The 25,665-nt window shown below is 56.8% G+C and carries 25 protein-coding genes; 20 read left to right on the top strand and 5 right to left on the bottom strand.

Annotated features, from left to right (window positions below; genetic code table 11):
- The first annotated feature begins 105 nt into the window (after positions 1–105).
- The 3 genes from AC4OVU_RS17310 to queE are packed head-to-tail and all read left to right on the top strand — an operon-like array spanning position 106 to position 3,098.
- Positions 106–1,665 (top strand): maltose/glucose-specific PTS transporter subunit IIC, encoded by a 1,560-nt coding sequence (locus AC4OVU_RS17310; RefSeq protein ID WP_491928757.1) that lies wholly within the window; start codon positions 106–108, stop codon positions 1,663–1,665.
- Positions 1,665–2,372, top strand: a complete 708-nt coding sequence (locus tag AC4OVU_RS17305) for an N-acetylmannosamine-6-phosphate 2-epimerase (protein ID WP_045349483.1) — start codon at positions 1,665–1,667, stop codon at positions 2,370–2,372. The genes AC4OVU_RS17310 and AC4OVU_RS17305 overlap by 1 nt, the downstream gene beginning before the upstream one ends.
- A 54-nt stretch (positions 2,373–2,426) precedes the next feature.
- Positions 2,427–3,098 carry a 7-carboxy-7-deazaguanine synthase QueE gene (gene queE, locus AC4OVU_RS17300; protein WP_015571722.1) on the top strand — a complete coding sequence of 224 codons (672 nt, stop codon included), beginning with the start codon at positions 2,427–2,429 and terminating at the stop codon, positions 3,096–3,098.
- A gap of 17 nt (positions 3,099–3,115) precedes the next feature.
- Here queE and AC4OVU_RS17295 read toward each other — a convergent pair whose 3' ends face one another.
- Positions 3,116–4,513, bottom strand: a complete 1,398-nt coding sequence (locus AC4OVU_RS17295) for an MFS transporter (protein WP_110292592.1) — start codon at positions 4,511–4,513, stop codon at positions 3,116–3,118.
- A gap of 27 nt (positions 4,514–4,540) precedes the next feature.
- Positions 4,541–5,710 (bottom strand): M20 aminoacylase family protein, encoded by a 1,170-nt coding sequence (locus AC4OVU_RS17290; protein ID WP_047738382.1) that lies wholly within the window; start codon positions 5,708–5,710, stop codon positions 4,541–4,543.
- A gap of 171 nt (positions 5,711–5,881) precedes the next feature.
- Here AC4OVU_RS17290 and AC4OVU_RS17285 point away from each other — a divergent pair, with 171 nt between their 5' ends.
- A complete protein-coding gene (locus AC4OVU_RS17285) occupies positions 5,882–8,236 on the top strand; it encodes a helix-turn-helix domain-containing protein (RefSeq protein WP_491928756.1) in 2,355 nt (784 codons plus the stop codon).
- On the opposite strand, the gene queD is transcribed toward AC4OVU_RS17285, so the two are convergent.
- Positions 8,221–8,586 carry a 6-carboxytetrahydropterin synthase QueD gene (gene queD / locus AC4OVU_RS17280; RefSeq protein ID WP_110292590.1) on the bottom strand — a complete coding sequence of 122 codons (366 nt, stop codon included), beginning with the start codon at positions 8,584–8,586 and terminating at the stop codon, positions 8,221–8,223. The two genes, AC4OVU_RS17285 and queD, sit on opposite strands and share 16 nt — an antisense overlap.
- 303 nt (positions 8,587–8,889) lie before the next feature.
- Here queD and cysJ point away from each other — a divergent pair, with 303 nt between their 5' ends.
- The 3 genes from cysJ (at position 8,890) to cysH (ending at position 13,241) form a co-directional block, all read left to right on the top strand.
- Positions 8,890–10,695, top strand: coding sequence for an NADPH-dependent assimilatory sulfite reductase flavoprotein subunit (gene cysJ / locus AC4OVU_RS17275; RefSeq protein WP_032619140.1), 1,806 nt, complete (start codon positions 8,890–8,892; stop codon positions 10,693–10,695).
- On the top strand, positions 10,695–12,407 hold the full coding sequence (gene cysI, locus AC4OVU_RS17270) for an assimilatory sulfite reductase (NADPH) hemoprotein subunit (RefSeq protein WP_015571717.1): 1,713 nt from the start codon (positions 10,695–10,697) through the stop codon (positions 12,405–12,407). Before cysJ ends, cysI begins: the two co-directional genes overlap by 1 nt.
- Positions 12,408–12,506: 99 nt before the next feature.
- Positions 12,507–13,241, top strand: coding sequence for a phosphoadenosine phosphosulfate reductase (gene cysH, locus AC4OVU_RS17265; protein WP_017382820.1), 735 nt, complete (start codon positions 12,507–12,509; stop codon positions 13,239–13,241).
- Between the two features lie 93 nt (positions 13,242–13,334).
- On the opposite strand, the gene AC4OVU_RS17260 is transcribed toward cysH, so the two are convergent.
- Positions 13,335–14,378, bottom strand: a complete 1,044-nt coding sequence (locus AC4OVU_RS17260) for an aminopeptidase (RefSeq protein WP_110292589.1) — start codon at positions 14,376–14,378, stop codon at positions 13,335–13,337.
- 237 nt (positions 14,379–14,615) lie between these two features.
- Here AC4OVU_RS17260 and cysG point away from each other — a divergent pair, with 237 nt between their 5' ends.
- From cysG to AC4OVU_RS17205, 11 genes are all read left to right on the top strand, one after another.
- Positions 14,616–15,974, top strand: coding sequence for a siroheme synthase CysG (gene cysG, locus AC4OVU_RS17255; protein ID WP_047055867.1), 1,359 nt, complete (start codon positions 14,616–14,618; stop codon positions 15,972–15,974).
- Between the two features lie 9 nt (positions 15,975–15,983).
- Positions 15,984–16,892 carry a sulfate adenylyltransferase subunit CysD gene (gene cysD, locus AC4OVU_RS17250; RefSeq protein WP_006811770.1) on the top strand — a complete coding sequence of 303 codons (909 nt, stop codon included), beginning with the start codon at positions 15,984–15,986 and terminating at the stop codon, positions 16,890–16,892.
- A gap of 9 nt (positions 16,893–16,901) precedes the next feature.
- Entirely contained in the window at positions 16,902–18,326 is a 1,425-nt protein-coding gene (cysN, locus tag AC4OVU_RS17245; protein ID WP_045615866.1) for a sulfate adenylyltransferase subunit CysN, read from the top strand.
- On the top strand, positions 18,326–18,931 hold the full coding sequence (gene cysC / locus AC4OVU_RS17240; protein WP_015571713.1) for an adenylyl-sulfate kinase: 606 nt from the start codon (positions 18,326–18,328) through the stop codon (positions 18,929–18,931). The genes cysN and cysC overlap by 1 nt, the downstream gene beginning before the upstream one ends.
- Before the next feature lie 58 nt (positions 18,932–18,989).
- A complete protein-coding gene (locus AC4OVU_RS17235; protein ID WP_032649313.1) occupies positions 18,990–19,316 on the top strand; it encodes a DUF3561 family protein in 327 nt (108 codons plus the stop codon).
- Between the two features lie 79 nt (positions 19,317–19,395).
- Complete coding sequence (gene ftsB, locus AC4OVU_RS17230) at positions 19,396–19,707, top strand: cell division protein FtsB (RefSeq protein WP_003862095.1); 312 nt, start codon at positions 19,396–19,398, stop codon at positions 19,705–19,707.
- Positions 19,708–19,726: 19 nt separating this feature from the next.
- Positions 19,727–20,437: a 2-C-methyl-D-erythritol 4-phosphate cytidylyltransferase gene (ispD, locus tag AC4OVU_RS17225; RefSeq protein ID WP_110292588.1), complete on the top strand. Its 711-nt coding sequence runs from the start codon at positions 19,727–19,729 to the stop codon at positions 20,435–20,437.
- Positions 20,437–20,916, top strand: coding sequence for a 2-C-methyl-D-erythritol 2,4-cyclodiphosphate synthase (gene ispF, locus AC4OVU_RS17220; protein WP_015571711.1), 480 nt, complete (start codon positions 20,437–20,439; stop codon positions 20,914–20,916). Before ispD ends, ispF begins: the two co-directional genes overlap by 1 nt.
- Positions 20,913–21,962 carry a tRNA pseudouridine(13) synthase TruD gene (gene truD / locus AC4OVU_RS17215; protein WP_017692760.1) on the top strand — a complete coding sequence of 350 codons (1,050 nt, stop codon included), beginning with the start codon at positions 20,913–20,915 and terminating at the stop codon, positions 21,960–21,962. Before ispF ends, truD begins: the two co-directional genes overlap by 4 nt.
- Complete coding sequence (gene surE, locus AC4OVU_RS17210) at positions 21,943–22,704, top strand: 5'/3'-nucleotidase SurE (protein ID WP_017382816.1); 762 nt, start codon at positions 21,943–21,945, stop codon at positions 22,702–22,704. The genes truD and surE overlap by 20 nt, the downstream gene beginning before the upstream one ends.
- Positions 22,698–23,324 carry a protein-L-isoaspartate(D-aspartate) O-methyltransferase gene (locus tag AC4OVU_RS17205; RefSeq protein WP_015571709.1) on the top strand — a complete coding sequence of 209 codons (627 nt, stop codon included), beginning with the start codon at positions 22,698–22,700 and terminating at the stop codon, positions 23,322–23,324. The genes surE and AC4OVU_RS17205 overlap by 7 nt, the downstream gene beginning before the upstream one ends.
- A gap of 94 nt (positions 23,325–23,418) precedes the next feature.
- Here the strand turns inward: AC4OVU_RS17205 and AC4OVU_RS17200 are convergent, their stop codons facing one another.
- Entirely contained in the window at positions 23,419–23,559 is a 141-nt protein-coding gene (locus tag AC4OVU_RS17200; RefSeq protein ID WP_223230135.1) for a peptidase, read from the bottom strand.
- Here AC4OVU_RS17200 and nlpD point away from each other — a divergent pair.
- Entirely contained in the window at positions 23,492–24,565 is a 1,074-nt protein-coding gene (nlpD, locus tag AC4OVU_RS17195; RefSeq protein WP_258364700.1) for a murein hydrolase activator NlpD, read from the top strand. The two genes, AC4OVU_RS17200 and nlpD, sit on opposite strands and share 68 nt — an antisense overlap.
- Positions 24,566–24,624: 59 nt before the next feature.
- Positions 24,625–25,617: an RNA polymerase sigma factor RpoS gene (rpoS, locus tag AC4OVU_RS17190; RefSeq protein WP_013098493.1), complete on the top strand. Its 993-nt coding sequence runs from the start codon at positions 24,625–24,627 to the stop codon at positions 25,615–25,617.
- Positions 25,618–25,665: the final 48 nt, after the last annotated feature.

Here is a 25,665-nt window from a genome sequence, read left to right as displayed (position 1 = left end):
GTCATTTCGAAAAAGTATGATCGGTGTCCTGGTTTTTGGTGGTAATTTTCACAATTAAAAGTATATATGGTAAAAATTCTCATCAATAACCAGGGGGATAAAAAAATGATGCAAATGTTCAGCGGAGCGTCTTCCGGCGGATGGTTTGAAAAAGCGCAGCGCTTCGGCAAATCCTTTATGTTACCCATCGCCATACTGCCCGCAGCAGGTCTGTTGCTGGGGATCGGCGGGGCGCTATCGAATCCGAATACGCTTACCGCGTATCCATTTTTAGACGTTGGCTGGCTACAGGCCATCTTTACCATCATGAGCAGCGCTGGCTCGATTGTGTTTGCAAACCTGTCGGTACTGTTTGCTGTTGGGGTCGCCGTTGGGCTGGCGAAAAATGATAAAGGCACGGCAGGGCTGGCGGCGTTGCTCGCTTATCTGGTGATGAATGCCACTATCAATGCGCTGCTGATCCTGACCGGAAAACTGGCGCATGAGAACCCGGGCGCCGTAGGGCAGGGCATGACGCTGGGTATTCAGACGCTTGAAACGGGCGTGTTTGGTGGGGTAGTTATTGGGCTGGTGACCTGCGCACTGCATCATCGATTTAATAAAATCGCGCTTCCGCAATTCCTGGGCTTTTTTGGCGGCTCACGCTTCGTTCCCATTATCAGCTCACTGGCGGCGATACTCGTCGGCGCGCTGATGACCGTGGTCTGGCCGCATTTTCAGAAGCTGATCTTTGGCCTCGGCGGGCTGGTGGATGCCACTGGCTATCTGGGGACTTTGCTGTACGGCTTCATCCTGCGCATGCTTGGCCCGTTTGGTTTGCACCACATCTTCTATCTTCCGTTCTGGACCACCGCGCTTGGCGGCAGTGAAATTGTTAACGGTCACCTGGTTGAGGGCACGCAGCGGATCTTCTTCGCCCAGCTCGCCGACCCGAACACGCAGCATTTCTATGAGGGCACGTCGCGCTTCATGTCCGGGCGCTTTATTACCATGATGTTTGGTCTGCTCGGCGCCTGCCTTGCGATGTACCACACGGCCAGGCCGGAGAACAAAAAGCGGGTTGCCGGGCTGCTGCTCTCTGCGGCGTTAACCTCATTCCTGACGGGAATTACCGAGCCCATAGAGTTCTCATTCCTGTTTATTGCCCCGGTGCTGTACGTCATTCATGCGCTGTTTGACGGGCTGGCGTTCATGCTCGCGCACATGCTGCACATCACCATCGGACAAACATTCTCCGGCGGGTTTATTGATTTCGTGCTGTTCGGCATTTTGCAGGGGGAAGCGAAAACTAACTGGATGTTCGTCCCGCTGGTGGGCGTACCGTGGTTCTTCCTTTACTACTGTACCTTCCGCTATCTGATCAAACGTTTTGATCTTGCCACGCCGGGCCGTGAAAAGGAGGCGTTGGCTGACGAGGCTACCCTGCCGCAAAGCGAGCGCGCCGCGGCGGTGATCGCCGGGCTGGGAGGAAAAGACAATCTGGATGACGTTGACTGCTGCGCCACGCGCCTTCGCGTCACGGTGAAAGACGGTAGCAAAGTCAATGAATCTGCACTGAAAGCGACCGGCGCCCGCGGCGTAATCGTCCGCGGCAACGGTGTCCAGGTCATCTATGGACCGCACGTCACCATTATCAAAAACGAAGTAGAAGAGATCTTATCGTAATGAAAACTGTACTGGATAACCTGAAAGGAAAACTGGTCGTCTCCTGCCAGGCGCTGGAAAACGAACCGCTGCACAGCCCGTTTATTATGTCGCGAATGGCGCTGGCGGCGGCCCAGGGCGGTGCCGCTGCGATCCGCGCCAATAGCGTGGTGGATATTGAGGCTATCAAAGGGCTGGTCTCACTGCCGGTAATCGGCATCATCAAACGAGACTATCCGGACAGCGAGGTGTTCATCACCGCAACGCTCAAAGAAGTGGATGAGTTGATGGCGGTCGGCCCGGAGATCGTTGCGCTGGATGCGACCGCCCGGAAACGGCCCGGTGGCGGATCGCTGGACATGCTGATCGCGCAGATCCGCACCCGTTACCCTTCGCTGCTGCTGATGGCGGATATTGCCACCGTGCAGGAGGCCGTGGCCGCGCAGGCGCTGGGGTTTGATTGCGTCGGAACCACCCTTTACGGTTATACGGCGGAGACTGCGGGCCATTCGCTACCGGAAAATGACTGCGCGTTTTTGAAAGAGGTGCTGTCTGCCGTCACGATCCCCGTGATTGCTGAAGGTAACGTGGATACGCCTGAACGCGCGGCCAGGTGTCTGACGCTGGGGGCGCACACGGTTGTCGTCGGCGGGGCGATCACCCGACCACAGCAAATTACGGAACGGTTTATGGCGGCAATTGGCGCGCAAAGCACCGATGGAGCATGATCATCTGACGGGGATCTGCGATACTTATCGTTTATCCCCTTAACAGAGTTGACTATGCAGTACCCGATTAACGAGATGTTCCAGACCCTGCAAGGCGAGGGTTACTTTACCGGCGTTCCCGCTATCTTTATTCGTTTACAGGGATGCCCGGTTGGCTGCGCCTGGTGTGATACCAAACATACGTGGGATAAGCTCGCAGATCGGGAAGTGTCGCTGTTCAGCATTCTGGCGAAAACCAAAGAGAGCGATAAATGGGGCGCGGGCAGCGCGGAAGATCTGCTTGCCATTATTAGTCGTCAGGGCTGGACGGCGCGGCATGTGGTGATCACCGGCGGGGAACCCTGCATTCACGATCTGATGCCGCTCACCGAACTGCTCGAGAAGAACGGCTATAGCTGTCAGATCGAAACCAGCGGCACCCATGAAGTGCGCTGCTCCCATTCAACGTGGGTCACGGTTTCACCGAAAGTGAATATGCGCGGCGGGTATGACGTACTGTCGCAGGCGCTTGAGCGTGCTGATGAGATCAAACATCCGGTGGGGCGCGTGCGTGACATCGAAGCGCTGGATGAACTGCTGGCGACGCTGACGGACGAAAAGCAGCGCGTGATCGCGCTACAGCCTATCAGCCAGAAAGACGATGCGACCCGTCTGTGCATTGAAACCTGTATCGCCCGCAACTGGCGGCTGTCGATGCAGACGCACAAATATCTGAACATTGCCTGATACTTTTGTGGCCCCGCTTAATGCGGGGCTTTTGTTGTTGGCAGTAAAGCCCAGGTCACGACTGCCGACCCAAGGCAAATCGCACTGTTGAAAAGCAAGGCATACTGCGCGGCACTGGCCGTTCCCATCGGCAGCCATAGCGCGTACAGCGATGCGGTGACCGCGATACCCATTGCGCCGCCCAGGGAACTGCCCATCTTATAGATCCCTGAAGCCACCCCCACTTTGTTTTCAGGGGCATTCATTACCGCCGTGTCCGTTGAGGGCGTAGCGTAACATCCGAGCCCCAGCCCGAATAAAATATTGCTCAGAAAAACGGTAACAATGTAGACCTCTTTGCTTAAGAAGGTGCATGAAATCAGCGAAATACCTGTTGCGGTCAGCAGCGGGCCGGTCATCATCGGCAGCCTGGCGCCATAGCGCTGAAGCAGTTTTTCACCCACCCGGATCATCGCCAGTACGGTAGCCAGATACCCCAGCGTCATCATGCCTGTCTGTAGTGGTGACAGATGATGGCCCTGCTGCAACCAGATGCTGGCGATCATCATGGTGCCAATGCAGCCGTTGAGCAGGAAATTTGAGAATACCGAGGCGCTATAGGCCCGGTTTTTAAACAGGGCGAAATCGATCAGCGCCGCATCGCCTTTTCGCCGCCCGGTAACGACAAAGCACATCAGTGCAATCACGGCTCCACACAGTACAAGAAGCGATAAACTGCTGCTCCAGCCCCAGCTGTGTCCTTTGCTGATAAACAGATTGAACAGCACCAGCATAAGGACAAAACTCACCAGGCCGCTGATATCCAGTTTGTGTCGACACGCATCAGGGCTGCGGCTTTCCGGCGTGGCGCGGATAAGCAATAGCGCGACCAGCGCTACCACCATCGAAAAAATAAAAATCCAGCGCCAGCCCAGCGTGGTGGCGATGGCGCCTCCCACAAACGAGCTCAGGCCACTCCCGCCCCATGAACCGATAACCCAGAAACTGATTGCGCGCTGGCGTGCTTTACCTTCATACCAGGTTTTAATCAGCGCCAGCGTGGCGGGCATAATGCAGGCCGCTGATAGCCCCTGTATCGCTCGTCCCAACAGAAACAGGACGGGCTCCCATGAAATGAACAGCAGACCACTCCCGATCATGCTCAGGATCAGGCCAATCATGGTCAGGCGCATGCGCCCAAACTTATCGGCAAACCCACCGCAGGCAACGACAAAACAGCCGCTGAATAACGCGCTCAGGCTGACGGCCAGCGTAAGGGTTTCGAGGGCAATATCGAGGCTATTCTGCATGGCCGGAACCACGTTGATAACCGACTGGGCAAACAGCCAGAATGTCAGAACGCTCATGACGATACCCGCCAGCAGCCGATCGTTACCGGCGTAGGCGGATGCGCCTGTCAGGGAAACGGTACTCATAGTGCAGCCCTCCCGGGAAGGTGCGAATCAGCGCAGATAGTGTTCGGTCAGTGCGGCCCACAGCGCCGCGCCGGTGAGGAGAATGTTGTCGTTAAAGTCGTAGCCCGGGTTATGCACCATGCAGCGGTCAGGCTCATCCCCGGCGCCAAGCGTGAAATAGCAGCCATTGGGATTTTTCTCGAGCATGAATGCAAAGTCCTCGCTGCCCATAAACGCATTCACCTCCGCGACGGCATCCTGACCGAACAGATCGGTGGCGACGCTGCGCACCATCTCGTTGGCTAGCGGATTGTTTTTCAGCACCGGGCTGCCGTTAATGTGTCGAATGGTGGCCGTCGCATTGAAACTTTCCGCCTGTGCAACGGCGATATCATGGATACGCTGTAGCACGGTTTGCCGCACGCTTTCATCCAGCGTGCGCACGGTAAGTTTCATCAATACTTTGTCGTTGATAATGTTAGGGGCGTGCCCGGCCTGAATGCTGCCTACGGTAACGACGGCTGGCTGGAAGGGGGTAATGTTGCGCGAAACAATCGACTGCAACGCGATAGTGATATGACAGGCAACCAGGGTGGCGTCAACGGTGTGTTCTGGCACCGCGCCGTGCCCCCCCACGCCGTTAACCTCAATATGAAGGGTGTCGGAAGAGGCCATCATGGCGCCATCGCGCAGACCAATTTTTCCGAGGGGCTGTGACGGCATATTGTGCAGACCAAAGATGTGGTCGCAGGGGAACAGGTCAAACAAACCGTCCTCTACCATAACGCGTCCGCCATATAGAAGTTCTTCCGCGGGCTGAAAAATAAGGTGCAGCGTGCCGTTAAAATTGCGGGTGCGTGCCAGGTACTCCGCTGCATACAGGAGCGTTGTGGTGTGGCCGTCATGACCGCAGCCGTGGAATTTACCCTCAACGGTACTGCTCCACGCCTTGCCGTTGTTTTCCTGCATTGGCAGCGCATCCATATCGGCGCGCAGGCCCAGGCGTTTATGCCCGTTACCCACCTTCAGTGTGCCGACCACACCGGTTTTCGCCAGGCCGCGATGAACCTCATATCCCCATTCCTGAAGCAGCGCTGCAACGCGATCGCTCGTGTTGTGCTCCTCAAAACCAATTTCAGGATGCTGATGAAAATAGCGACGTAATTCAGTGAACCTAGCTTCGTTGCCACGCAGTGCTTCGATAATTGGATGTGTCATTTTTGTTATCCTTTTTCTGCCAAACGATGATAATTTCGAGTCTATGACGATCGTCCCGCCTGAAAATGCATTTTTTTGTTGTAAAGCGACGGCTTTATTTTGATTGTTTTTCATACAATTCAGTTATGACAAAAAAGATCAGGTCATTTTTTGTCTTTGGTGAGGGGTAAGATGGCGCAACGGGGAGATGAGTTTTGGATAGAGATTCAGGACATTCGCCACTGCGTGGAGGATGAAGGCGATACGCTAACGTTGCTCTGGGTGCTGGAAGGGCGGGCAGAGCTGAACACCGATGCGGGACATGACATCCTGGAGGCCAATACCCTTGCCATCATCAACCGTCATCGGCGCTGGCAGTTCACGAGCGAAACGGCAAATGTCACCCTGCGCGTAACCCTTTCCGGGCGCTGGGTCGTCCAGCTCTGCAATGATTTTTTTGCCCATGATTATGCTGTACCGGCAGAAGCCGGAGGCGTCTGGCCCCAATGCGATGCGCTTCGCGATCTGCTGCGCCAGCTTCTTGTGGTCACCCTCATCAACGACCCGCACCGCTACCGGCTGGAGGCGTACCGCTGGCTGAGCGAGATATTGCTGTTGCTGACCAGCCGCTTTCAACAGCCCGCCCGTATGCTGTCCCGGGAACTTTCATCAGCGCACAGCAAACGCATCGCCCGGGTGATAGAGCGGATCAATGCCAGTTATTCCCGCCGTATTACGCTTGCGGAAATCGCCGCGAGTGAATATGTCTCTGAAGCCTGGCTCTCTCGTCTCTTTCGCAAGGAGGTGGGGATCAGTTTCATGCAGTACATCACCCACCTGCGGCTGGAAAAGGCGGCCGACGCTCTCCGGCTGACGAACCGACCGCTGCACCAGATTGCGCTTGAGCAGGGTTTCGCCAGCACGCGTATGATGAGCGATCGGTTCAGGCGTGTTCACAATATGTCTCCGGGTGAGTTTCGTAAGGCCCGGCGCCAGCACCCGGAGGCGGCACGTATTCGGACGGACAGGCGTGAGCAGCGCTATCCGGTCGCCGTGGACAAGCTGTTTAGCCTGCTCAATGAACCGGTGGCGCGCGGTTGGGGAGCCTCGCCGCTCATCGTTCATCCGCAGCAGGAGCAGAGCCTGGATCTTGAGCAGCTCAATCCTCTTTCTGCCTCGCTGCGCCGTATGCGGGTGGTCATTACCCTGCGTGAGCTCGACGATTTGCTGCGTGAGGACGTCCGACAAAATCTGGAGGCGATAAATGAGGCCATTCCCATTGAGGGAATTGATATCGCCGAACCTTTTCTCAGCAGTCGTCTGTTTGCCACCGGGTGGGATGACCCCCAGATGGCGGGCTACGCCTGCTGGTACAATCTGCATCAGCTCTTCACCTGGCTGGCAAAAAAGCAGTGGACGGTGCTACTGCACACCGGCGTAACGACCCGTCGCGATCTTCTTACCCGTTTTTTACAACAGTCGGTTAATCATTTTTCGCCAGAGATCACCGCGGGCTGGCACTTCGTCATGCACTGGTCAACACAGGCAAGTGAGGAGACCCGGGAGCAGGTCTGGCTGGCCCAGCAAAAGGCAATACGAACTTATCTTCCGCAGGCAAAGTTTGGTTTATGGCACCGATTTGCCCCCGTCAGCGCGGGCGTAAGTGAGGATACCCTGTTCAGTTCAGCCATCCTGATGCAGGCCGATTTTCTTGCCTGTTCGGCCGATGCCAATGAGCTTCTCGATCCCGCGCAGCTGGAGGCAACCCCTCTCTCCTCAACGGAAAATTATCCGATACTGAAGGTCCGCCAGATCCTCGCCGCCCTTCGCCTGCGAAAAAGTTCGCTTCCCGTCTGGCTTCTCTCCTGGAATACCCTCACCGGCAACACGCGGGCGACAAACGGCTGGTTTTTTCGTGGGGCGCTGCTGATGCAGAACCTGCTCGGGCTTTCGGAGCAGGTCTGGCTGGCGGGATTCTGGCTCAATTCGGGCCTTCAGGGAGAAGCTCGTGCGAACAACACCATCGATACCTCAAGCCTGGCGCTACAGTATAACCATGGTCTGCCGCGTCCGGTTTATTGGGTACTCTGGCTCTGGCAACGTCTGCGGGGCGAGGTGCTGGTCAATGATAAGCGTGTCCTGCTTACGCGCCATCGTAATGGTTATCAGCTGTTGCTGCGTAATGTGGTGGTTTTTAATCCGCTCCTGTCCAGTGAAGAAGCATTCATCCAGCGTTTTCGCCAGCAGTATCATTTACACCTGAAGGGAATGCGCGGTAAATGGCGAATTAAATGTCATCTGTTTGATCAGCACAACGGCGCGCTCTATCCGTTACTTGAAGGGGTTGGCAGCGAAAGCGGCCCTGATGAAGAGATGTGGCGCTGGATAGCGCATAAAGCGCGTCCAACGCTTTCCGTACGCGATGAACGCCTTTATGACGGCTGGCAACTGAGTGAATCACTGGAGAGTAATGCGCTGGTGCTCTACGAGTTTACGCCGCTCGTGCCTCGTGAGGCCGCAACGGAGGAGATTCACTCCCCGCGGTAGACGCAGCCTGCCGTGCAGGTCTCTTTGATCATCACTGCGCTCAGCAGCGGCACCAGCGGTTTCATCTGATCCCAAATCCATTTCGCCAGCACTTCGCTGGTCGGGTTTTCAAGGCCCGGAATATCATTCAGATAGTAGTGATCGAGACGATCGTAGGTCGGCTTAAACGCAGCCTTCAGTTCGGCAAAGTCCATGACCCAGCCCGTATGGGGATCGACTTCACCGGTGATTTCAAGACGCACCATAAACGAGTGTCCATGCAGGCGGCCACATTTGTGCCCGGCAGGAACGTGTGGAAGGTGGTGTGCGGCTTCGAAGGTGAAATCTTTAAACAGTGTGGTGGACATCATAGCTCTCAGGAATGCGGAAAAAACCGCCGCATAGTACCGGAAAGCACAATTTTTATCATTAACTAAAACGGCTCTGAACGGTCACCGCCTCGTATTCATGGTGTTTATCGGCCTTTATTGTTTTATTTCAAATAGTTATTTAATCGCTTTTATCGTTAAGAACGATAACTAAAACAGGTTAGTCCATTTGGTTATTTATTATTTCCATCCCTTCTTTAATTGTTATTATCCCCGCCGTTAACCTTATCTTCAGTTTGGATTTATTCGCTTAAAGTCCGCTTTGCTACTGGAACATAACGACGCATGACAACACAGGCCCCACCTTCAAATTTGCTTCCCCTTAACCCGGAGCAACTGGCGCGCCTCCAGGCCGCGACTTCCGATTTTTCACCCACCCAGCTCGCCTGGGTCTCCGGCTATTTCTGGGGAATGCTCAATCAGCAGCCGGGTGCTGTGGCTGGCGTCCCGCCAACGGCCGTTGAAATTCCTGCCATCACGCTTATCTCCGCTTCGCAAACGGGTAATGCCCGTCGTGTGGCCGAAGCGCTGCGTGATGACCTGCTCGCCGCGAAGCTGAACGTTAACCTGGTCAACGCCGGGGATTATAAATTCAAACAGATCGCGTCAGAAAAACTGCTGGTGGTGGTGGCGTCAACGCAGGGGGAAGGCGAGCCTGCGGAAGAAGCCGTCGCGCTGCATAAGTTCCTGTTCTCGAAAAAAGCGCCAAGGCTGGAGGGCACCGCCTTTGCCGTCTTCGGCCTCGGTGATACGTCCTATGAATTTTTCTGCCAGTCCGGTAAAGACTTCGACAGCAAGCTGGCGGAGCTGGGCGCAGAGCGCCTGCTGGATCGCGTAGACGCTGATGTCGAATACCAGGCCGCCGCCGCCGAATGGCGGACGCGCATCGTTGAGGTGCTGAAGGCCCGCGTCCCGAAAGAGACGCCAGCGCAGGCCGCCGTTACCGCAGCGGGCACCGTTAACGAAATCCACACCAGCCCTTACACGAAAGAGGCGCCGCTGACGGCGAGCCTGTCGGTAAACCAGAAAATCACGGGCCGTGATTCGGAAAAAGACGTGCGCCATATCGAAATCGATCTCGGTGACTCCGGCCTGCGTTATCAGCCTGGCGATGCGCTGGGCGTCTGGTATCAGAACGATCCGGCGCTGGTGAAAGAGCTGGTCGAGCTGCTGTGGCTGAAAGGCACGGAGCCGGTCCAGGTGGAAGGTAAAACCTTACCGCTCTCTGAGGCGCTTCAGTGGCATTTCGAGCTGACGGTGAACACCGCCAATATCGTTGAAAACTACGCCACCTTAACGCGCAGCGAGTCCCTTCTGCCGCTGGTGGGGGACAAAGTGAAGTTACAGCATTACGCCGCGACGACGCCGATTGTCGACATGGTGCGTTTCTCCCCGGCACAGCTGGATGCCGACGCGCTGATCGGCCTGCTGCGTCCGCTGACGCCGCGTCTTTACTCCATCGCCTCTTCACAGGCGGAAGTGGAAAACGAAGTCCACATCACCGTTGGCGTGGTGCGTTACGACATCGAAGGCCGCGCGCGGGCGGGCGGGGCGTCGGGCTTCCTGGCCGACCGCGTGGAAGAAGAGGGCGAGGTGCGCGTCTTTATCGAACACAACGACAACTTCCGCCTGCCGGCAAACCCGGAAACGCCGGTGATCATGATTGGCCCGGGCACCGGCATCGCACCGTTCCGCGCCTTTATGCAGCAGCGTGCAGCGGACGAGGCGCCGGGTAAAAACTGGCTGTTCTTCGGCAACCCGCATTTTACTGAAGATTTCCTCTACCAGGTTGAATGGCAGCGCTACGTCAAAGAGGGCGTGCTGACCCGCATCGATCTGGCCTGGTCCCGCGATCAGAAAGAAAAAGTATACGTACAAGACAAACTGCGCGAACAGGGCGCAGAGCTGTGGCGCTGGATCAATGACGGCGCCCACATTTATGTCTGCGGCGACGCCAATCGCATGGCGAAAGACGTTGAGCAGGCACTGCTGGAAGTGATTGCCGAATTCGGCGGTATGGATGCCGAAACGGCGGATGAATTTTTAAGTGAGCTGCGCGTAGAGCGCCGTTATCAGCGAGATGTCTACTAATGAGCGAAAAACATCCTGGCCCACTGGTGGTCGAAGGCAAACTGTCTGATGCCGAGCGCATGAAGGTAGAGAGCAACTACCTGCGCGGTACCATTGCCGAAGATTTAAATGACGGCCTGACCGGCGGTTTCAAAGGCGACAACTTCCTGCTGATCCGTTTCCACGGTATGTACCAGCAGGACGACCGCGATATCCGCGCCGAACGTGCCGAACAGAAGCTGGAGCCGCGTCATGCGATGCTGCTGCGCTGCCGCCTGCCGGGTGGCATCATCACCACCAAACAGTGGCAGGCGATCGACAAGTTTGCCGGTGAAAACACGATTTACGGCAGCATCCGTCTGACTAACCGTCAGACCTTCCAGTTCCACGGCATTCTGAAGAAAAACGTCAAGCCGGTGCACCAGATGCTGCACTCCGTGGGGCTGGACGCGCTGGCGACCGCCAACGACATGAACCGTAACGTGCTTTGCACCTCGAACCCGTATGAGTCCGAGCTGCACGCCGAAGCGTACGAGTGGGCGAAGAAGATCTCCGAGCACCTGCTGCCACGCACGCGTGCCTATGCGGAGATCTGGCTCGATCAGGAGAAAGTCGCGACCACGGACGAAGAGCCGATCCTCGGTCAGACCTACCTGCCGCGCAAATTCAAGACCACGGTGGTTATCCCGCCGCAGAACGATATCGACCTGCACGCCAACGACATGAACTTCGTGGCGATTGCCGAAAATGGCAAGCTGGTCGGCTTTAACCTGCTGGTGGGCGGCGGTTTGTCCATCGAGCATGGGAACAAGAAAACCTACGCCCGCACCGCGAGCGAGTTCGGCTTCCTGCCGCTGGAGCACACGCTGGCCGTGGCTGAGGCGGTGGTTACTACCCAGCGCGACTGGGGCAACCGTACCGACCGTAAAAACGCGAAAACCAAATACACCCTGGAGCGTGTAGGCGTCGAGACGTTCAAAGAAGAAGTGGAGCGTCGCGCGGGGATCAAGTTTGAGCCGATCCGCCCTTACGAATTCACCGGTCGCGGCGATCGCATTGGCTGGGTGAAAGGTATCGATAATAAATGGCACCTGACGCTGTTTATTGAAAACGGTCGTATTCTGGATTATCCGGGCCGCCCGCTGAAAACCGGTCTGCTGGAAATTGCTAAGATCCATAAAGGCGAGTTCCGCATTACCGCCAACCAGAACCTGATTATTGCCGGCGTGCCGGAAAGCCAGAAGGCGAAGATCGAGAAGCTGGCGCGCGATCATGGGTTGATGAATGCGGTTAAACCGCAGCGTGAAAACTCGATGGCCTGCGTGTCGTTCCCGACCTGCCCGCTGGCGATGGCCGAAGCGGAACGTTTCCTGCCGTCCTTCACTGATAAAGTGGAAGCGATTCTGGAAAAACACGGTATTCCGGACGAGCATATTGTTATGCGCGTCACCGGCTGCCCGAACGGCTGCGGTCGCGCGATGCTGGCCGAGCTGGGTCTGGTGGGCAAAGCGCCGGGTCGTTACAACGTGCACCTTGGCGGCAACCGTATGGGGACGCGCATTCCGCGTATGTACCGTGAAAATATTACGGAACCGGAAATTCTTGATTCCATCGACGAGCTTGTCGGGCGCTGGGCGAAAGAGCGTGAAGCGGGTGAAGGCTTCGGCGACTTTACGGTGCGTGCGGGCATCATTCGCCCGGTGCTCGATCCCGCCAGGGATTTCTGGGAGTAACACATCCTTTGCCCGGTGGCGCTTCGCTTACCGGGCCTACGGGTTTTGTAGGCCGGGCAAACGCAGTGCCGCCCGGCAAAACAGGCAAACGAGGTTCTTATGTCCGTACTCGATCTAAACGCCCTAAATGACCTGCCAAAAGTCGAACGCATTCTGGCCCTGGCAGAAACCAACGCCCAGCTGGAAAAACTCGACGCCGAAGGGCGCGTGGCGTGGGCGCTGGAAAACCTGCCGGGTGACTATGTGCTGTCGTCAAGCTTTGGCATCCAGGCGGCGGTCAGCCTGCACCTGGTGAATCGGATCCGCCCGGACATTCCGGTGATCCTCACCGATACCGGCTATCTGTTCCCGGAGACCTACCAGTTTATTGACGAGCTGACGGACAAGCTCAAGCTGAACCTCAAAGTTTACCGCGCGACGGAAAGCGCGGCCTGGCAGGAGGCGCGCTACGGCAAGCTGTGGGAACAGGGCGTTGAGGGCATTGAGAAATACAATGAGATCAACAAGGTCGAGCCGATGAACCGGGCGCTGAAAGAGTTGAACGCTCAGACCTGGTTCGCGGGCCTGCGCCGCGAGCAGTCCGGGAGCCGGGCAACGCTGCCGGTGCTGGCGGTGCAGCGCGGCGTGTTCAAAGTGCTGCCGATCATCGACTGGGATAACCGCACGGTGTACCAGTATCTGCAAAAGCACGGGCTGAAGTACCATCCGCTGTGGGATCAAGGCTACCTGTCGGTAGGCGACACCCACACCACGCGTAAATGGGAACCGGGAATGGCGGAAGAAGAGACGCGATTCTTTGGGCTGAAGCGCGAGTGCGGATTGCACGAAGGGTAATGTTTTTTCGCCCGGTGGCGCTGCGCTTACCGGGCCTGCAACGGCACGAAACGTAGGCCCGGTAAGGCGTAGCCGCCACCGGGCTTAACGACATCAGGCTTTCCCCGCTTTCGCCAGCTCCTTCACCAGCGGCAGCATCACCTTCACGACATCCCGGCTGCGGTGCTCAATCCGCTGCGGCAGCGCTTTATCAATGTGCTGCTGATTATCCAGCCGCACATCATGCCAGCTGGTCCCGTCCGGAAAGGCTTTCGATTTGCTGCGCTGCTGATAGCCATCTTTTTTGCCCAGCGCCCAGTTCGTCGCCTCGACGTACAGCACCGGAATGCCCGCCTTATCAAACACTTCACCGTCATTACAGCAGCCTGTGCCTTTAGGATACTGCGGGTTACCGCCCGGATTTGTCGCGGCATAGACGCCATGTGTGCGGGCAAGCGCCAGCGCGCGGTCGCGGGTGAGTTTACGTACGCTGCTCGGTGTGCTCTGTCCGCTATTAAAATAGAGCTTATCCCCCACGATCAGATTATCGAGGTTAATCACCAGCAACGTATTTTTCTTCTCCTCAGCGCTCATGCGCTTAAGGAGATTCTCAGCGCCGAGTTTTCCTTCTTCTTCGCCGCTGGTCGCAACAAAGCGAATGCTGTATTTCGTCGGAATATTCTTCAGGTGTTCGGCCAGCTCAAGCATCACGCCCAGCCCCGCCGCATTATCATCCAGTCCCTGAAGCGTCAGCCCGCCGAGGTTATTATCGACATCGGCGTCGCTCAACGGCGTGTAGGTATCAAGGTGCGCCATAATAATAATCTGCTCAGCCGCCTTTCCTTCGTGCGCCGCAATAACCGTGCTGCCGGTTACGTTATGCCAGTTTTGCGTTTTATTGCGTGTGGTATAGATGTAGCGGCTGTGGAAAGCGCGAATGTCGCTCTCATAGCCCATATCCGCAAATTGCTGACGGATATAGTCTGCCGAGAGCATCTCGGCTGGGGTTCCGGTCATACGGCCCGGAAAGACCGTCGCAATATGCCGCGCCTGCATACTGGCTATTTCACCGTAAGATTGATTTTTTGCCTGAGCCGGAAGGATAAAGCAAACGCCGAGCGCCAGGGCAACGAATCGGTGGCGCATTGCGGAAAACATAGTGAGTCCTTAAAAACAGAGCAAAATTTTAACCCGCATAGTATGAAACTGTGATCGGGTAGACACAATTTGAATTGCTCCTAAATGCCCGAAATTTCGCGTGTTAAGCACTTTTTGATATTTGCTTTTCCACGGCGTTATTCCATTGAGTAACTACTCATTCCAATTCGTAATTTCATTCGATCTAAGCCGCCCCCTATAGTCCCTTTATTCGTGGTTGTTAGTGAGTTGTTGCCTGTGGACTATCTCCCCCTTTTTGCTGCCTTAAAAGACCGACCGGTACTGGTTGTCGGGACGGGTGAAATTGCCGATCGCAAAATCGCCTTCCTGCAACGCGCCGGGGCGCAGGTGCAGATCGTTGCAGAGGCGGATTTTGAAGAGTCTCAGATCGACAGCGTGGTGCTGGTGATTGCGGCAACCGAAGATCGGGCGCTCAACCGCCGCATCTCCGACGCAGCTCAGGCCCGTCACCGTCTGGTGAACGTGGTAGACGACCAGCCGTTATGTTCATTTATCTTCCCGTCGATTGTCGACCGCTCGCCGCTGCTGGTAGCGATCTCCTCCGGCGGCACCGCCCCGGTGCTGGCGCGCGTGCTGAGAGAAAAAATCGAAGCGCTGCTGCCGACCAGCCTCGGACGCATGGCGGAGAAGGCCAGCTACTGGCGCAACCATTTGAAAACGCGTCTGACCAGCGTGACGGAACGCCGTCGCTTCTGGGAGCGTGTGTTTCGCGGCCGCTTTGCCAGCCTGATGCAGGCCGGTAACGAGACGGCGGCGCAACAAATTCTCGAAGACGAACTGGATAACCCCGGCAGTACGGGCGGAGAGATCATTCTGGTGGGCGCCGGGCCGGGCGATGCCGGGCTGCTCACGCTGCGTGGCCTCCAGGTTCTTCAGGATGCGGATATCGTGTTCTATGACCACCTGGTCACCGACGGTATTCGCGAGCTGATCCGCCGTGACGCGGAGCAAATTTGCGTCGGCAAACGTGCCGGCGAGCACTCCGTGCCCCAGCACGACACCAACCAGATGCTGATTGCCGCTGCGAAAGCGGGCAAGACCGTGGTGCGCCTGAAAGGGGGCGACCCGTTTATCTTCGGTCGTGGTGGCGAGGAGTTGCAGGCGGCAGCCGAAGCGGGCGTCCCGTTCCAGGTGGTTCCCGGTATTACGGCGGCGTCTGCCGTCACGGCCTACGCCGGTATTCCGCTGACCCATCGCGATTACGCCCAGAGCGTGACCTTTGTGACCGGGCACTATAAAGCCGACAGCACGCCGTTTGACTGGTCGCATCTCGCCCAGAGCCGACAAACGCTGGCGATTTATATGGGCACGATGAAAGCGGCTGACATCAGCGAACAGCTTATTCAGCACGGTCGCGATGCGACGACGCCGGTAGCGGTGATCTCCCGCGGGACACGCGTCGATCAGCATGTCGCCATCGGCACCTTACAAGACCTTGCAACCTTGGCGAAAGACGCCCCAATGCCCGCCCTGATCGTGGTGGGCGAAGTGGTGCAGCTGCACAGCACGCTCGCCTGGTTCCAACACACAACCGACACAGAAGGCTTTGGCGCTTCTGTTATAAATTTGGCTTAAGGAACGGTTATGGACCAAAAACGACTTACTCACCTGCGGCAGCTCGAAGCGGAAAGTATCCACATTATCCGCGAAGTGGCCGCCGAGTTTTCTAACCCGGTGATGATGTACTCCATCGGTAAAGATTCCAGCGTCATGCTGCACCTGGCGCGCAAAGCGTTTTATCCGGGTACGCTGCCGTTCCCGCTGTTACACGTGGATACCGGCTGGAAATTCCGCGAGATGTACGAGTTTCGTGACCGTACCGCCAAAGCCTACGGCTGCGAGCTGCTGGTGCACAAAAACCCGGAAGGGGTGGCGATGGGCATCAACCCGTTCGTGCACGGCAGCGCCAAGCATACCGACATCATGAAAACCGAAGGGCTGAAGCAGGCGCTGAATAAATACGGTTTTGATGCGGCCTTCGGCGGCGCGCGACGTGACGAAGAGAAATCCCGCGCCAAAGAGCGTATCTACTCTTTCCGCGACCGCTTCCACCGCTGGGACCCGAAAAACCAGCGTCCGGAGCTGTGGCACAACTACAACGGCCAGATCAACAAGGGCGAAAGCATTCGCGTCTTCCCGCTCTCCAACTGGACCGAGCTGGATATCTGGCAGTACATCTATCTGGAAAATATTGAGATCGTTCCGCTGTATCTGGCGGCCGAGCGCCCGGTGCTGGAGCGCGACGGCATGCTGATGATGATCGACGACGATCGCATTGATTTACAGCCGGGCGAAGTGATCAAAAAACAGATGGTCCGTTTCCGTACTCTCGGCTGCTGGCCGTTGACCGGCGCGGTGGAATCCAGTGCGCAGACGCTGCCCGAGATCATCGAGGAGATGCTGGTGTCGACCACCAGTGAGCGACAGGGCCGCGTGATTGACCGCGACCAGGCAGGCTCCATGGAGCTGAAGAAACGTCAGGGTTATTTCTAAGGAGCCGCCATGAATACGACTATTGCCCAACAAATTGCCGATGAAGGCGGCGTAGAAGCTTATCTGCACGCCCAACAGTACAAAAGCCTGCTGCGTTTCCTGACCTGCGGCAGCGTGGATGACGGGAAAAGTACCCTGATTGGTCGTCTGCTGCACGACACGCGCCAGATCTACGAAGATCAGCTCTCTTCCCTGCACAATGACAGCAAACGCCACGGCACCCAGGGCGAAAAACTCGACCTGGCGCTGCTGGTGGACGGCTTGCAGGCGGAGCGCGAGCAGGGCATTACCATTGATGTCGCCTATCGCTACTTCTCTACCGAAAAGCGCAAATTTATTATCGCCGACACCCCGGGGCACGAGCAGTACACCCGTAACATGGCGACCGGCGCGTCCACCTGTGACCTGGCGATCCTGCTGATCGACGCCCGTAAAGGTGTGCTGGATCAGACTCGTCGTCACAGCTTTATCTCTACGCTGCTGGGGATCAAGCATCTGGTGGTGGCGGTGAACAAAATGGATCTGGTGGACTACAGCGAAGCGCGTTTCGACGAGATCCGCCAGAGCTACCTGACCTTTGCTGAACAGCTGCCGGGCAACCTCGATATTCGCTTTGTGCCGCTGTCGGCGCTGGAAGGGGATAACGTCGCCTCTCAGAGCGCGAACATGCCGTGGTACAGCGGCCCGACGCTGCTGGAAGTGCTGGAAACCGTTGAAATTCAGCGCGTGGTCGATACCCAGCCGATGCGCTTCCCGGTGCAGTACGTGAACCGTCCGAACCTCGATTTCCGCGGCTTCTCCGGTACTCTCGCTTCAGGCTCCGTGAAGGTGGGTCAGCGCGTCAAGGTGCTGCCATCCGGCGTGGAATCGACCATCGCCCGTATCGTCACCTTTGATGGCGATCTGGACGAAGCCGGGGCAGGTGAAGCGGTAACCCTGGTACTGAAAGACGAAATTGATATCAGCCGCGGCGACCTGCTGGTCGACGCGCAGGAAACGCTGGCGGCGGTGCAGGGCGCATCCGTGGATGTAGTGTGGATGGCGGAACAGCCGCTGACCGCAGGCCAGAGCTATGACATTAAAATCGCCGGCAAGAAAACCCGCGCCCGCGTGGACGGCATTCAGTTCCAGGTGGACATCAACAACCTGACCCACCGTGACGTGAGCGAGCTGCCGCTGAACGGCATCGGCCTGGTGGATCTGACCTTCGACGAGCCGCTGGTGCTGGATCCGTACCAGCAGAATCCGGTGACGGGCGGGCTGATCTTCATTGACCGCCTGACCAACGTCACCGTCGGTGCCGGCATGGTGCGCGAGCCTAACGCGCAGGCGAGCGTGACGTCTGAGTTCAGCGCCTTCGAGCTGGAACTGAACGCGCTGGTGCGTAAGCACTTCCCGCACTGGGGCGTACGCGATCTGCTGGGAGGCAAGTGATGGCCGCCCATGATGAGAACGTCGTCTGGCATCCTCATCCGGTCACCGTCGCCCAGCGCGAACAGCTCCACGGTCACCGTGGGGTTGTGCTGTGGTTTACCGGGCTGTCTGGCTCTGGTAAATCCACGGTGGCAGGCGCACTGGAAGAGGCGCTGCATCAGCAGGGGGTGAGCACCTACCTGCTGGACGGCGACAACGTGCGTCATGGTCTGTGCAGCGATTTAGGGTTCAGCGATGAAGACCGTAAAGAGAACATTCGTCGGGTGGGGGAAGTCGCCAGCCTGATGGCGGATGCCGGGCTGGTGGTGCTGACGGCGTTTATCTCACCGCACCGCGCCGAACGTCAGATGGTGCGTGAGCGCGTGGGGCAGAATCGCTTTATTGAAGTGTTTGTGGATACCCCGCTGGCAATCTGCGAAGCGCGCGATCCGAAAGGGCTGTACAAAAAAGCCCGCGCGGGAGAGCTGCGAAACTTCACCGGTATTGACTCGGTTTACGAAGCGCCTGAATCCCCTGAGATTCATCTGGAAGGCCAACAATTGGTAACAAATTTAGTAAGCCAATTATTAGACCTGCTCAGACGGGACGATATTATCAGATCCTGAGACGGTATCGTTCGGGAGCTGTCTTCCCGAGCGATGAGTCACGGTCACAGGATTAGCTATGCGCAACAGTGAAAACTACATGATTACCACCGGGTCGGAACCGTTAACGACCGACGACGAGACGACCTGGTCCTTCCCTGGGGCGATAGTCGGCTTCGCGTCGTGGTTACTGGCGCTGGGTATCCCGTTTTTGATCTACGGTGGTAACACCCTCTTTTTCTTCCTCTATACCTGGCCTTTCTTTCTGGCGCTGATGCCCGTTGCGGTAGTTGTGGGCGTGGCGCTGCACTCCCTTTTCAACGGCAAGCTCCTGTATAGTACGTTCATCACTATCGCCACCGTTGTGGTCATCTTTGGCCTGCTGTTTTTATGGCTGATGGGCTAACTTACGGCATAATTAAAACCCCGCAGTAGAGTCCAGCGGAAAGTTATGGGATGATGATGCCGTTTTTTCAGGGGGCAGGATGGGTAAACTAACGCTGCTGTTGCTGGCTTTGCTGGTCTGGCTGCAATATTCGCTGTGGTTCGGCAAAAACGGACTGCACGACTACAGCCGGGTGAGCGATGACGTCGCGGCACAGCAGGCGACAAACGCCAAACTTAAAGCGCGTAACGATCAACTTTTTGCTGAAATTGATGACCTCAATGGCGGCCAGGAGGCGATTGAGGAGCGCGCACGCAATGAACTCAGTATGACTAAGCCGGGCGAAACGTTTTATCGCCTGGTTCCGGATGCGTCTAAACGCAATCAGGGCTCCGCACAAAACAATCGATAATCAGGCCCAGGATTACGACATGGCAGCAACTTTTTCGGACGTCTGTGCCGTGGTGCCGGCCGCAGGTTTTGGCCGGCGCATGCATACAGAGTGTCCCAAGCAGTACCTCTCAATTGGTGATAAAACGATCCTCGAGCACGCCGTGGCAGCGCTGCTGGCGCATGCCCGGGTGAAACGCGTGGTTATTGCCATCAGCCCCGGCGATGCGCGTTTTGCGCAGCTCCCGCTGGCACATCATCCCCAGATTACCGTTGTTGACGGCGGCGCCGAGCGGGCCGACTCTGTTCTGGCGGGCATTCAGGCTGCCGGGAACGCGCAGTGGGTTCTGGTGCACGATGCCGCGCGTCCCTGTCTGCATCACGACGATCTGTCACGTCTGCTGGCCCTGAGTGAAACCAGTAACGTGGGCGGCATTCTGGCCGCCCCGGTGCGTGACACCATGAAGCGTGCCGAACCGGGTAAACCGGCGATTGCCCACACCGTCGAGCGCGTGGATTTATGGCACGCGCTGACGCCACAATTTTTTCCCCGCGAATTACTCCACGACTGCTTAACGCGTGCGCTTAAAGAAGGTGCGACCATTACGGACGAAGCCTCGGCGCTGGAGTATTGCGGTTTCCACCCAACGCTTGTTGAAGGGCGCGCTGATAATATAAAAGTGACGCGCCCGGAAGACTTACAGCTCGCGGAATTTTATCTTACCCGTACGACCCCTCAGGAGAAGGCATAATGCGTATTGGACACGGTTTTGATGTACACGCCTTTGGCGGCGTTGGCCCAATTATCATTGGCGGCGTGCGCATTCCATACGAAAAAGGTTTGCTGGCGCATTCTGATGGCGACGTGGCGCTGCATGCGCTGACCGACGCGCTGCTGGGTGCCGCCGCGTTGGGCGACATTGGTAAACTGTTCCCGGACACCGATCCTGCTTTTAAAGGCGCAGACAGCCGCGAACTGCTGCGCGAAGCCTGGCGTCGTATTCAGGCCAAAGGCTACACCCTCGGCAACGTTGATGTGACGATCATTGCTCAGGCACCGAAGATGCTGCCGCACATCCCTCAGATGCGCGTGTTTATCGCTGAAGATCTGGGCTGCCATATGGACGACGTCAACGTCAAAGCGACCACCACGGAGAAGCTGGGCTTTACCGGTCGTGGCGAAGGCATTGCCTGTGAAGCCGTGGCGCTGCTGGTGAAGGCGGTCAAATGACGGATTTCGACAACCTGACGTATCTGCACGGTAAACCGCAGGGCAAAGGTCTGCTGAAAGCCAACCCTGAAGATTTCGTGGTAGTGGAAGATCTGGGTTTTGAGCCGGACGGCGAAGGCGAGCACATCCTGGTGCGCATTCTGAAAAACGGCTGCAACACCCGCTTCGTGGCGGACGCGCTGGCAAAATTCCTCAAAATTCACGCCCGCGAAGTGAGCTTTGCCGGTCAAAAGGATAAGCATGCCGTGACCGAACAGTGGCTTTGCGCCCGCGTGCCCGGCAATGCCATGCCCGATTTAAGCAAATTTGAGCTTGAGGGCTGTAAGGTACTGGAGTATGCCCGCCACAAACGCAAATTGCGTCCGGGAGCGTTGAAAGGCAACGATTTCACGCTGGTGCTGCGTGAAGTGACCGACCGCGATGACGTTGAAAAACGCCTGAAGGCCATTACCGAACGCGGCGTGCCAAACTATTTTGGCGCACAGCGCTTTGGCATTGGTGGCAGCAACCTGCTGGGCGCGCTGCGCTGGGCGCAAAGCAGCGCGCCGGTGCGCGACAGGAATAAACGCAGTTTTTGGTTGTCGGCGGCCCGCAGTGCGTTGTTTAATCAGATTGTGAGCGAACGGCTGAAAAAACCGGACGCGAATCAAGTTGTTGTCGGCGATGCGCTACAATTAGCGGGACGCGGAAGCTGGTTTGTGGCAACGGCCGATGAGATGGCCGATGCCCAGTCGCGCGTGGACGCTAAAGCGCTGATGATTACCGCCGCCTTGCCGGGCTCAGGCGACTGGGGAACCCAGGGCGAGGCGCTGGCCGCTGAGCAGTCAGCGGTGGCGGATGCGCCAGAATTACAATCATTGCTGGTGCGGGAAAAAGTCGAGGCGGCGCGCCGTGCGATGCTCCTCTATCCGCAACAGCTGAGCTGGAACTGGTGGGATGACGTAACCGTCGAGTTACGCTTCTGGCTGCCGGCAGGTAGCTTTGCCACCAGTGTTGTCAGGGAACTTATCAACACGTCGGGTGATTATGCGAATATTGCTGAGTAACGATGACGGGATCCATGCGCCAGGTATTCAGACGCTGGCGAAACACCTCCGCGAATTTGCGGATGTGCAGGTCGTGGCTCCCGATCGTAACCGCAGTGGCGCGTCTAACTCATTGACGCTGGAGTCTTCACTTCGCACCTTTACCTTTGAGAATGGCGATATTGCCGTCCAGATGGGGACGCCGACCGACTGCGTGTTTCTGGGCGTAAATGCGCTGATGCGCCCGCGGCCGGATGTTGTGGTCTCCGGCATCAATGCCGGGCCGAATCTTGGCGATGATGTGATTTACTCCGGCACCGTGGCCGCGGCGATGGAGGGGCGTCACCTGGGGTTCCCGGCGCTGGCGGTCTCGTTAAACGGCCACACCCACTATGACACTGCCGCCGCGGTAACCTGCTCTATTCTCCGTGCGCTTGGCCGCGAGCCGCTGCGTACCGGACGTATCCTCAATATTAACGTGCCGGATCTCCCGCTGGACGAGATCAAAGGGATCCGCGTGACGCGCTGCGGCAGTCGCCATCCGGCCGATCAGGTTATTCCCCAGCAGGATCCGCGCGGCAATACCCTGTACTGGATCGGCCCGCCGGGAGATAAATGCGATGCCGGGCCAGACACCGACTTCGCTGCTGTGGATGAGGGTTACGTTTCCGTTACGCCGTTGCACGTAGATTTAACCGCTTATAGCGCGCATGATGTGGTGTCGGACTGGTTAGATCGGGTCGGAGTGAACGCGCAATGGTAAGTAAACGTGTACAAACTCTTCTGGAACAATTACGCGCACAGGGGATCGCCAACGAGCAGGTGCTGGATGCGCTTGCCCAGGTTCCCCGTGAGAAGTTTGTAGATGAGGCGTTTGAACACAAAGCGTGGGAAAACGTGGCGCTGCCCATCGGGCAAGGCCAGACGATTTCGCAGCCTTACATGGTGGCGCGTATGACGGAGCTTCTGGAGTTAACGCCAGACTCCCGGGTGCTGGAAATTGGCACCGGTTCAGGGTATCAGACCGCGATCCTGGCCCACCTTGTGCACCATGTCTGTTCCGTGGAACGGATTAAAGGCTTGCAGTGGCAGGCGCGCCGTCGCCTGAAACAGCTTGATTTACATAATGTATCGACACGCCACGGCGATGGATGGCAGGGTTGGCAGGCTCGCGCCCCGTTTGACGCCATAATAGTCACGGCCGCGCCACCTGAAATTCCCGCTGCACTTCTCTCGCAGCTGGACGAGGGCGGCATTCTAGTTTTGCCCGTCGGCGATGAGCAGCAGCTTTTAAAGCGCGTTCGTCGACGCGGCGGCGAGTTTATTATCGATACCGTGGAAGCCGTGCGCTTTGTGCCCCTGGTTAAGGGCGAGCTGGCCTGAGACTCGGATTTTTCCAGGGTTATTGAGGCAAATTCAGCGTATGGTGTGGCGCGATAGGTTCATGCCATCACGGTTATTTTTAAGTCACTGGTAGTTAACACATTCCTGGGGGATAAATGAGCGCGGGAAGCCCAAAATTCACCATCAGCCGTGTTGCGGCATTATCACTGGTTTCGCTCTGGCTGGCAGGCTGTACAAGTTCTGACAATGCACCTGCGCCCGTCAGTTCCGTCAATGGAACCAGCGGCTCGGGTAACACGTCCAGCGGAATGTTGATTACCCCTCCGCCTAAAATGGGCACGTCCACGGCGCAGCAAACTCCGCAGATCCAGCCGGTTCAGCGTCCAATTACGCAGCCTTCGCAGATTCAGCCAGTGGATCAGCCTGTTCAGACCGAAAATGGCCGCATAGTGTATAACCGTAAGTATGGGAACATTCCGAAAGGTAGCTATACCGGCGGCAGCACCTATACCGTGAAGCGCGGCGATACGCTGTTCTATATTGCCTGGATCACCGGGAACGATTTCCGCGATCTGGCACAGCGAAACAACGTCCAGGCCCCGTATGGTCTGGAAGTCGGGCAAACGCTCCAGGTAGGCAATGCAACGGGTACCCCACTGACGCCTGGCAACACGGTTTCAGCGGCAGATGTGACGGCTCAAAATAACAGCGTTAAGCCTGCACAAAAATCCACCACGGTGGTTGCTTCACAACCTGTAATTACGTATTCTGAGGATTCAGGTGATCAGAGTGCTAACAAAATGTTGCCGAATAATAAAGGTACTGCGACTGTTGTCACAGCACCGACTACGGCACCTGTGGTTAGCTCTACTGTACCGACTGCAAGCAGTCAGAATGCCAGCTCGTCAATCACCACCTGGCGCTGGCCAACTGACGGCAAGATTATCGAGAACTTCGCTACCTCTGAGGGGGGCAACAAAGGGATCGATATCGCAGGCAGTAAAGGACAGGCAATCATCGCGACCGCAGACGGGCGCGTTGTCTATGCCGGTAACGCACTGCGCGGTTACGGTAATCTTATTATCATCAAACATAATGATGATTACCTGAGTGCCTACGCCCATAACGACACTATGCTGGTCCGGGAACAACAAGAAGTTAAGGCGGGGCAAAAAATCGCTACCATGGGTAGCACCGGAACCAGTTCTACACGCTTGCATTTTGAAATTCGTTACAAGGGGAAATCCGTAAACCCGCTGCAATATTTACCGCAGCGATAAATTGACGGGGCATGCCAGCCAGGGTGTCTCGTCCAGGGATCACGGGTAGGAGCCACCTTATGAGTCAGAATACGCTGAAAGTTCATGATTTAAATGAAGACGCGGAATTTGATGAGAACGGAGCAGAGGCTTTTGACGAAAAAGCCTTAGTAGAAGAGGAACCCAGTGATAACGATTTGGCTGAAGAAGAGCTGTTATCGCAGGGTGCCACACAGCGTGTGCTGGACGCGACTCAGCTTTACCTTGGGGAGATTGGTTACTCCCCACTGCTAACGGCCGAAGAAGAAGTCTATTTCGCACGTCGTGCTTTGCGTGGTGATGTTGCCTCGCGTCGTCGCATGATCGAAAGTAACCTGCGACTGGTCGTGAAAATTGCCCGCCGTTACGGCAATCGTGGTCTGGCTCTGCTGGATCTGATTGAAGAGGGCAACTTAGGTCTCATCCGCGCAGTTGAGAAGTTTGACCCGGAACGCGGGTTCCGTTTCTCAACCTACGCGACCTGGTGGATTCGTCAGACCATCGAACGGGCTATTATGAACCAGACCCGTACGATTCGACTGCCGATCCACATCGTCAAAGAGTTGAATGTTTATCTGCGTACCGCGCGCGAGTTGTCCCATAAACTGGACCACGAGCCAAGTGCGGAAGAGATTGCAGAGCAACTCGACAAACCGGTTGATGACGTAAGCCGTATGCTGCGTCTCAACGAGCGCATTACCTCGGTTGACACCCCGCTGGGTGGCGACTCCGAAAAAGCGCTGCTGGACATCCTGGCCGATGAAAAAGACAACGGCCCGGAAGACACCACGCAGGACGATGACATGAAACAGAGCATCGTCAAATGGCTGTTCGAACTGAACGCCAAACAGCGTGAAGTGCTGGCACGTCGTTTCGGTTTACTGGGGTATGAAGCTGCGACACTGGAAGACGTCGGCCGTGAGATTGGCCTGACCCGTGAACGTGTTCGTCAGATTCAGGTTGAAGGACTACGCCGCCTGCGTGAAATCCTGCAAGGGCAAGGTCTGAATATCGAAGCGCTGTTCCGCGAGTAAGCAACCATTCGTCAGAAAAGGCCCGTCGTGAGACGGGCCTTTTTTATG

It is taken from the genome of Enterobacter sp. 6722112 (assembly GCF_058661685.1).
The sequence above is the reverse complement of the archived record's forward strand: the minus strand, read 5'-3'. Positions and strand labels throughout refer to the sequence as shown.

Excerpts from the sequence above, each read along its gene's own strand:
- surE (WP_017382816.1), top strand. The coding sequence starts at position 21,943 with ATGCGAATATTGCTGAGTAACGATGACGGGATCCATGCGCCAGGTATT.
- AC4OVU_RS17290 (WP_047738382.1), bottom strand. The coding sequence starts at position 5,710 with ATGACACATCCAATTATCGAAGCACTGCGTGGCAACGAAGCTAGGTTC.
- cysD (WP_006811770.1), top strand. The coding sequence starts at position 15,984 with ATGGACCAAAAACGACTTACTCACCTGCGGCAGCTCGAAGCGGAAAGT.
- rpoS (WP_013098493.1), top strand. The coding sequence starts at position 24,625 with ATGAGTCAGAATACGCTGAAAGTTCATGATTTAAATGAAGACGCGGAA.
- AC4OVU_RS17310 (WP_491928757.1), top strand. The coding sequence starts at position 106 with ATGATGCAAATGTTCAGCGGAGCGTCTTCCGGCGGATGGTTTGAAAAA.
- AC4OVU_RS17235 (WP_032649313.1), top strand. The coding sequence starts at position 18,990 with ATGCGCAACAGTGAAAACTACATGATTACCACCGGGTCGGAACCGTTA.
- AC4OVU_RS17205 (WP_015571709.1), top strand. The coding sequence starts at position 22,698 with ATGGTAAGTAAACGTGTACAAACTCTTCTGGAACAATTACGCGCACAG.
- AC4OVU_RS17305 (WP_045349483.1), top strand. The coding sequence starts at position 1,665 with ATGAAAACTGTACTGGATAACCTGAAAGGAAAACTGGTCGTCTCCTGC.
- cysN (WP_045615866.1), top strand. The coding sequence starts at position 16,902 with ATGAATACGACTATTGCCCAACAAATTGCCGATGAAGGCGGCGTAGAA.
- AC4OVU_RS17285 (WP_491928756.1), top strand. The coding sequence starts at position 5,882 with ATGGCGCAACGGGGAGATGAGTTTTGGATAGAGATTCAGGACATTCGC.
- AC4OVU_RS17260 (WP_110292589.1), bottom strand. The coding sequence starts at position 14,378 with ATGTTTTCCGCAATGCGCCACCGATTCGTTGCCCTGGCGCTCGGCGTT.
- cysC (WP_015571713.1), top strand. The coding sequence starts at position 18,326 with ATGGCCGCCCATGATGAGAACGTCGTCTGGCATCCTCATCCGGTCACC.
- cysI (WP_015571717.1), top strand. The coding sequence starts at position 10,695 with ATGAGCGAAAAACATCCTGGCCCACTGGTGGTCGAAGGCAAACTGTCT.
- truD (WP_017692760.1), top strand. The coding sequence starts at position 20,913 with ATGACGGATTTCGACAACCTGACGTATCTGCACGGTAAACCGCAGGGC.
- cysJ (WP_032619140.1), top strand. The coding sequence starts at position 8,890 with ATGACAACACAGGCCCCACCTTCAAATTTGCTTCCCCTTAACCCGGAG.
- ispF (WP_015571711.1), top strand. The coding sequence starts at position 20,437 with ATGCGTATTGGACACGGTTTTGATGTACACGCCTTTGGCGGCGTTGGC.
- ftsB (WP_003862095.1), top strand. The coding sequence starts at position 19,396 with ATGGGTAAACTAACGCTGCTGTTGCTGGCTTTGCTGGTCTGGCTGCAA.
- cysH (WP_017382820.1), top strand. The coding sequence starts at position 12,507 with ATGTCCGTACTCGATCTAAACGCCCTAAATGACCTGCCAAAAGTCGAA.
- AC4OVU_RS17295 (WP_110292592.1), bottom strand. The coding sequence starts at position 4,513 with ATGAGTACCGTTTCCCTGACAGGCGCATCCGCCTACGCCGGTAACGAT.
- ispD (WP_110292588.1), top strand. The coding sequence starts at position 19,727 with ATGGCAGCAACTTTTTCGGACGTCTGTGCCGTGGTGCCGGCCGCAGGT.
- queE (WP_015571722.1), top strand. The coding sequence starts at position 2,427 with ATGCAGTACCCGATTAACGAGATGTTCCAGACCCTGCAAGGCGAGGGT.
- queD (WP_110292590.1), bottom strand. The coding sequence starts at position 8,586 with ATGATGTCCACCACACTGTTTAAAGATTTCACCTTCGAAGCCGCACAC.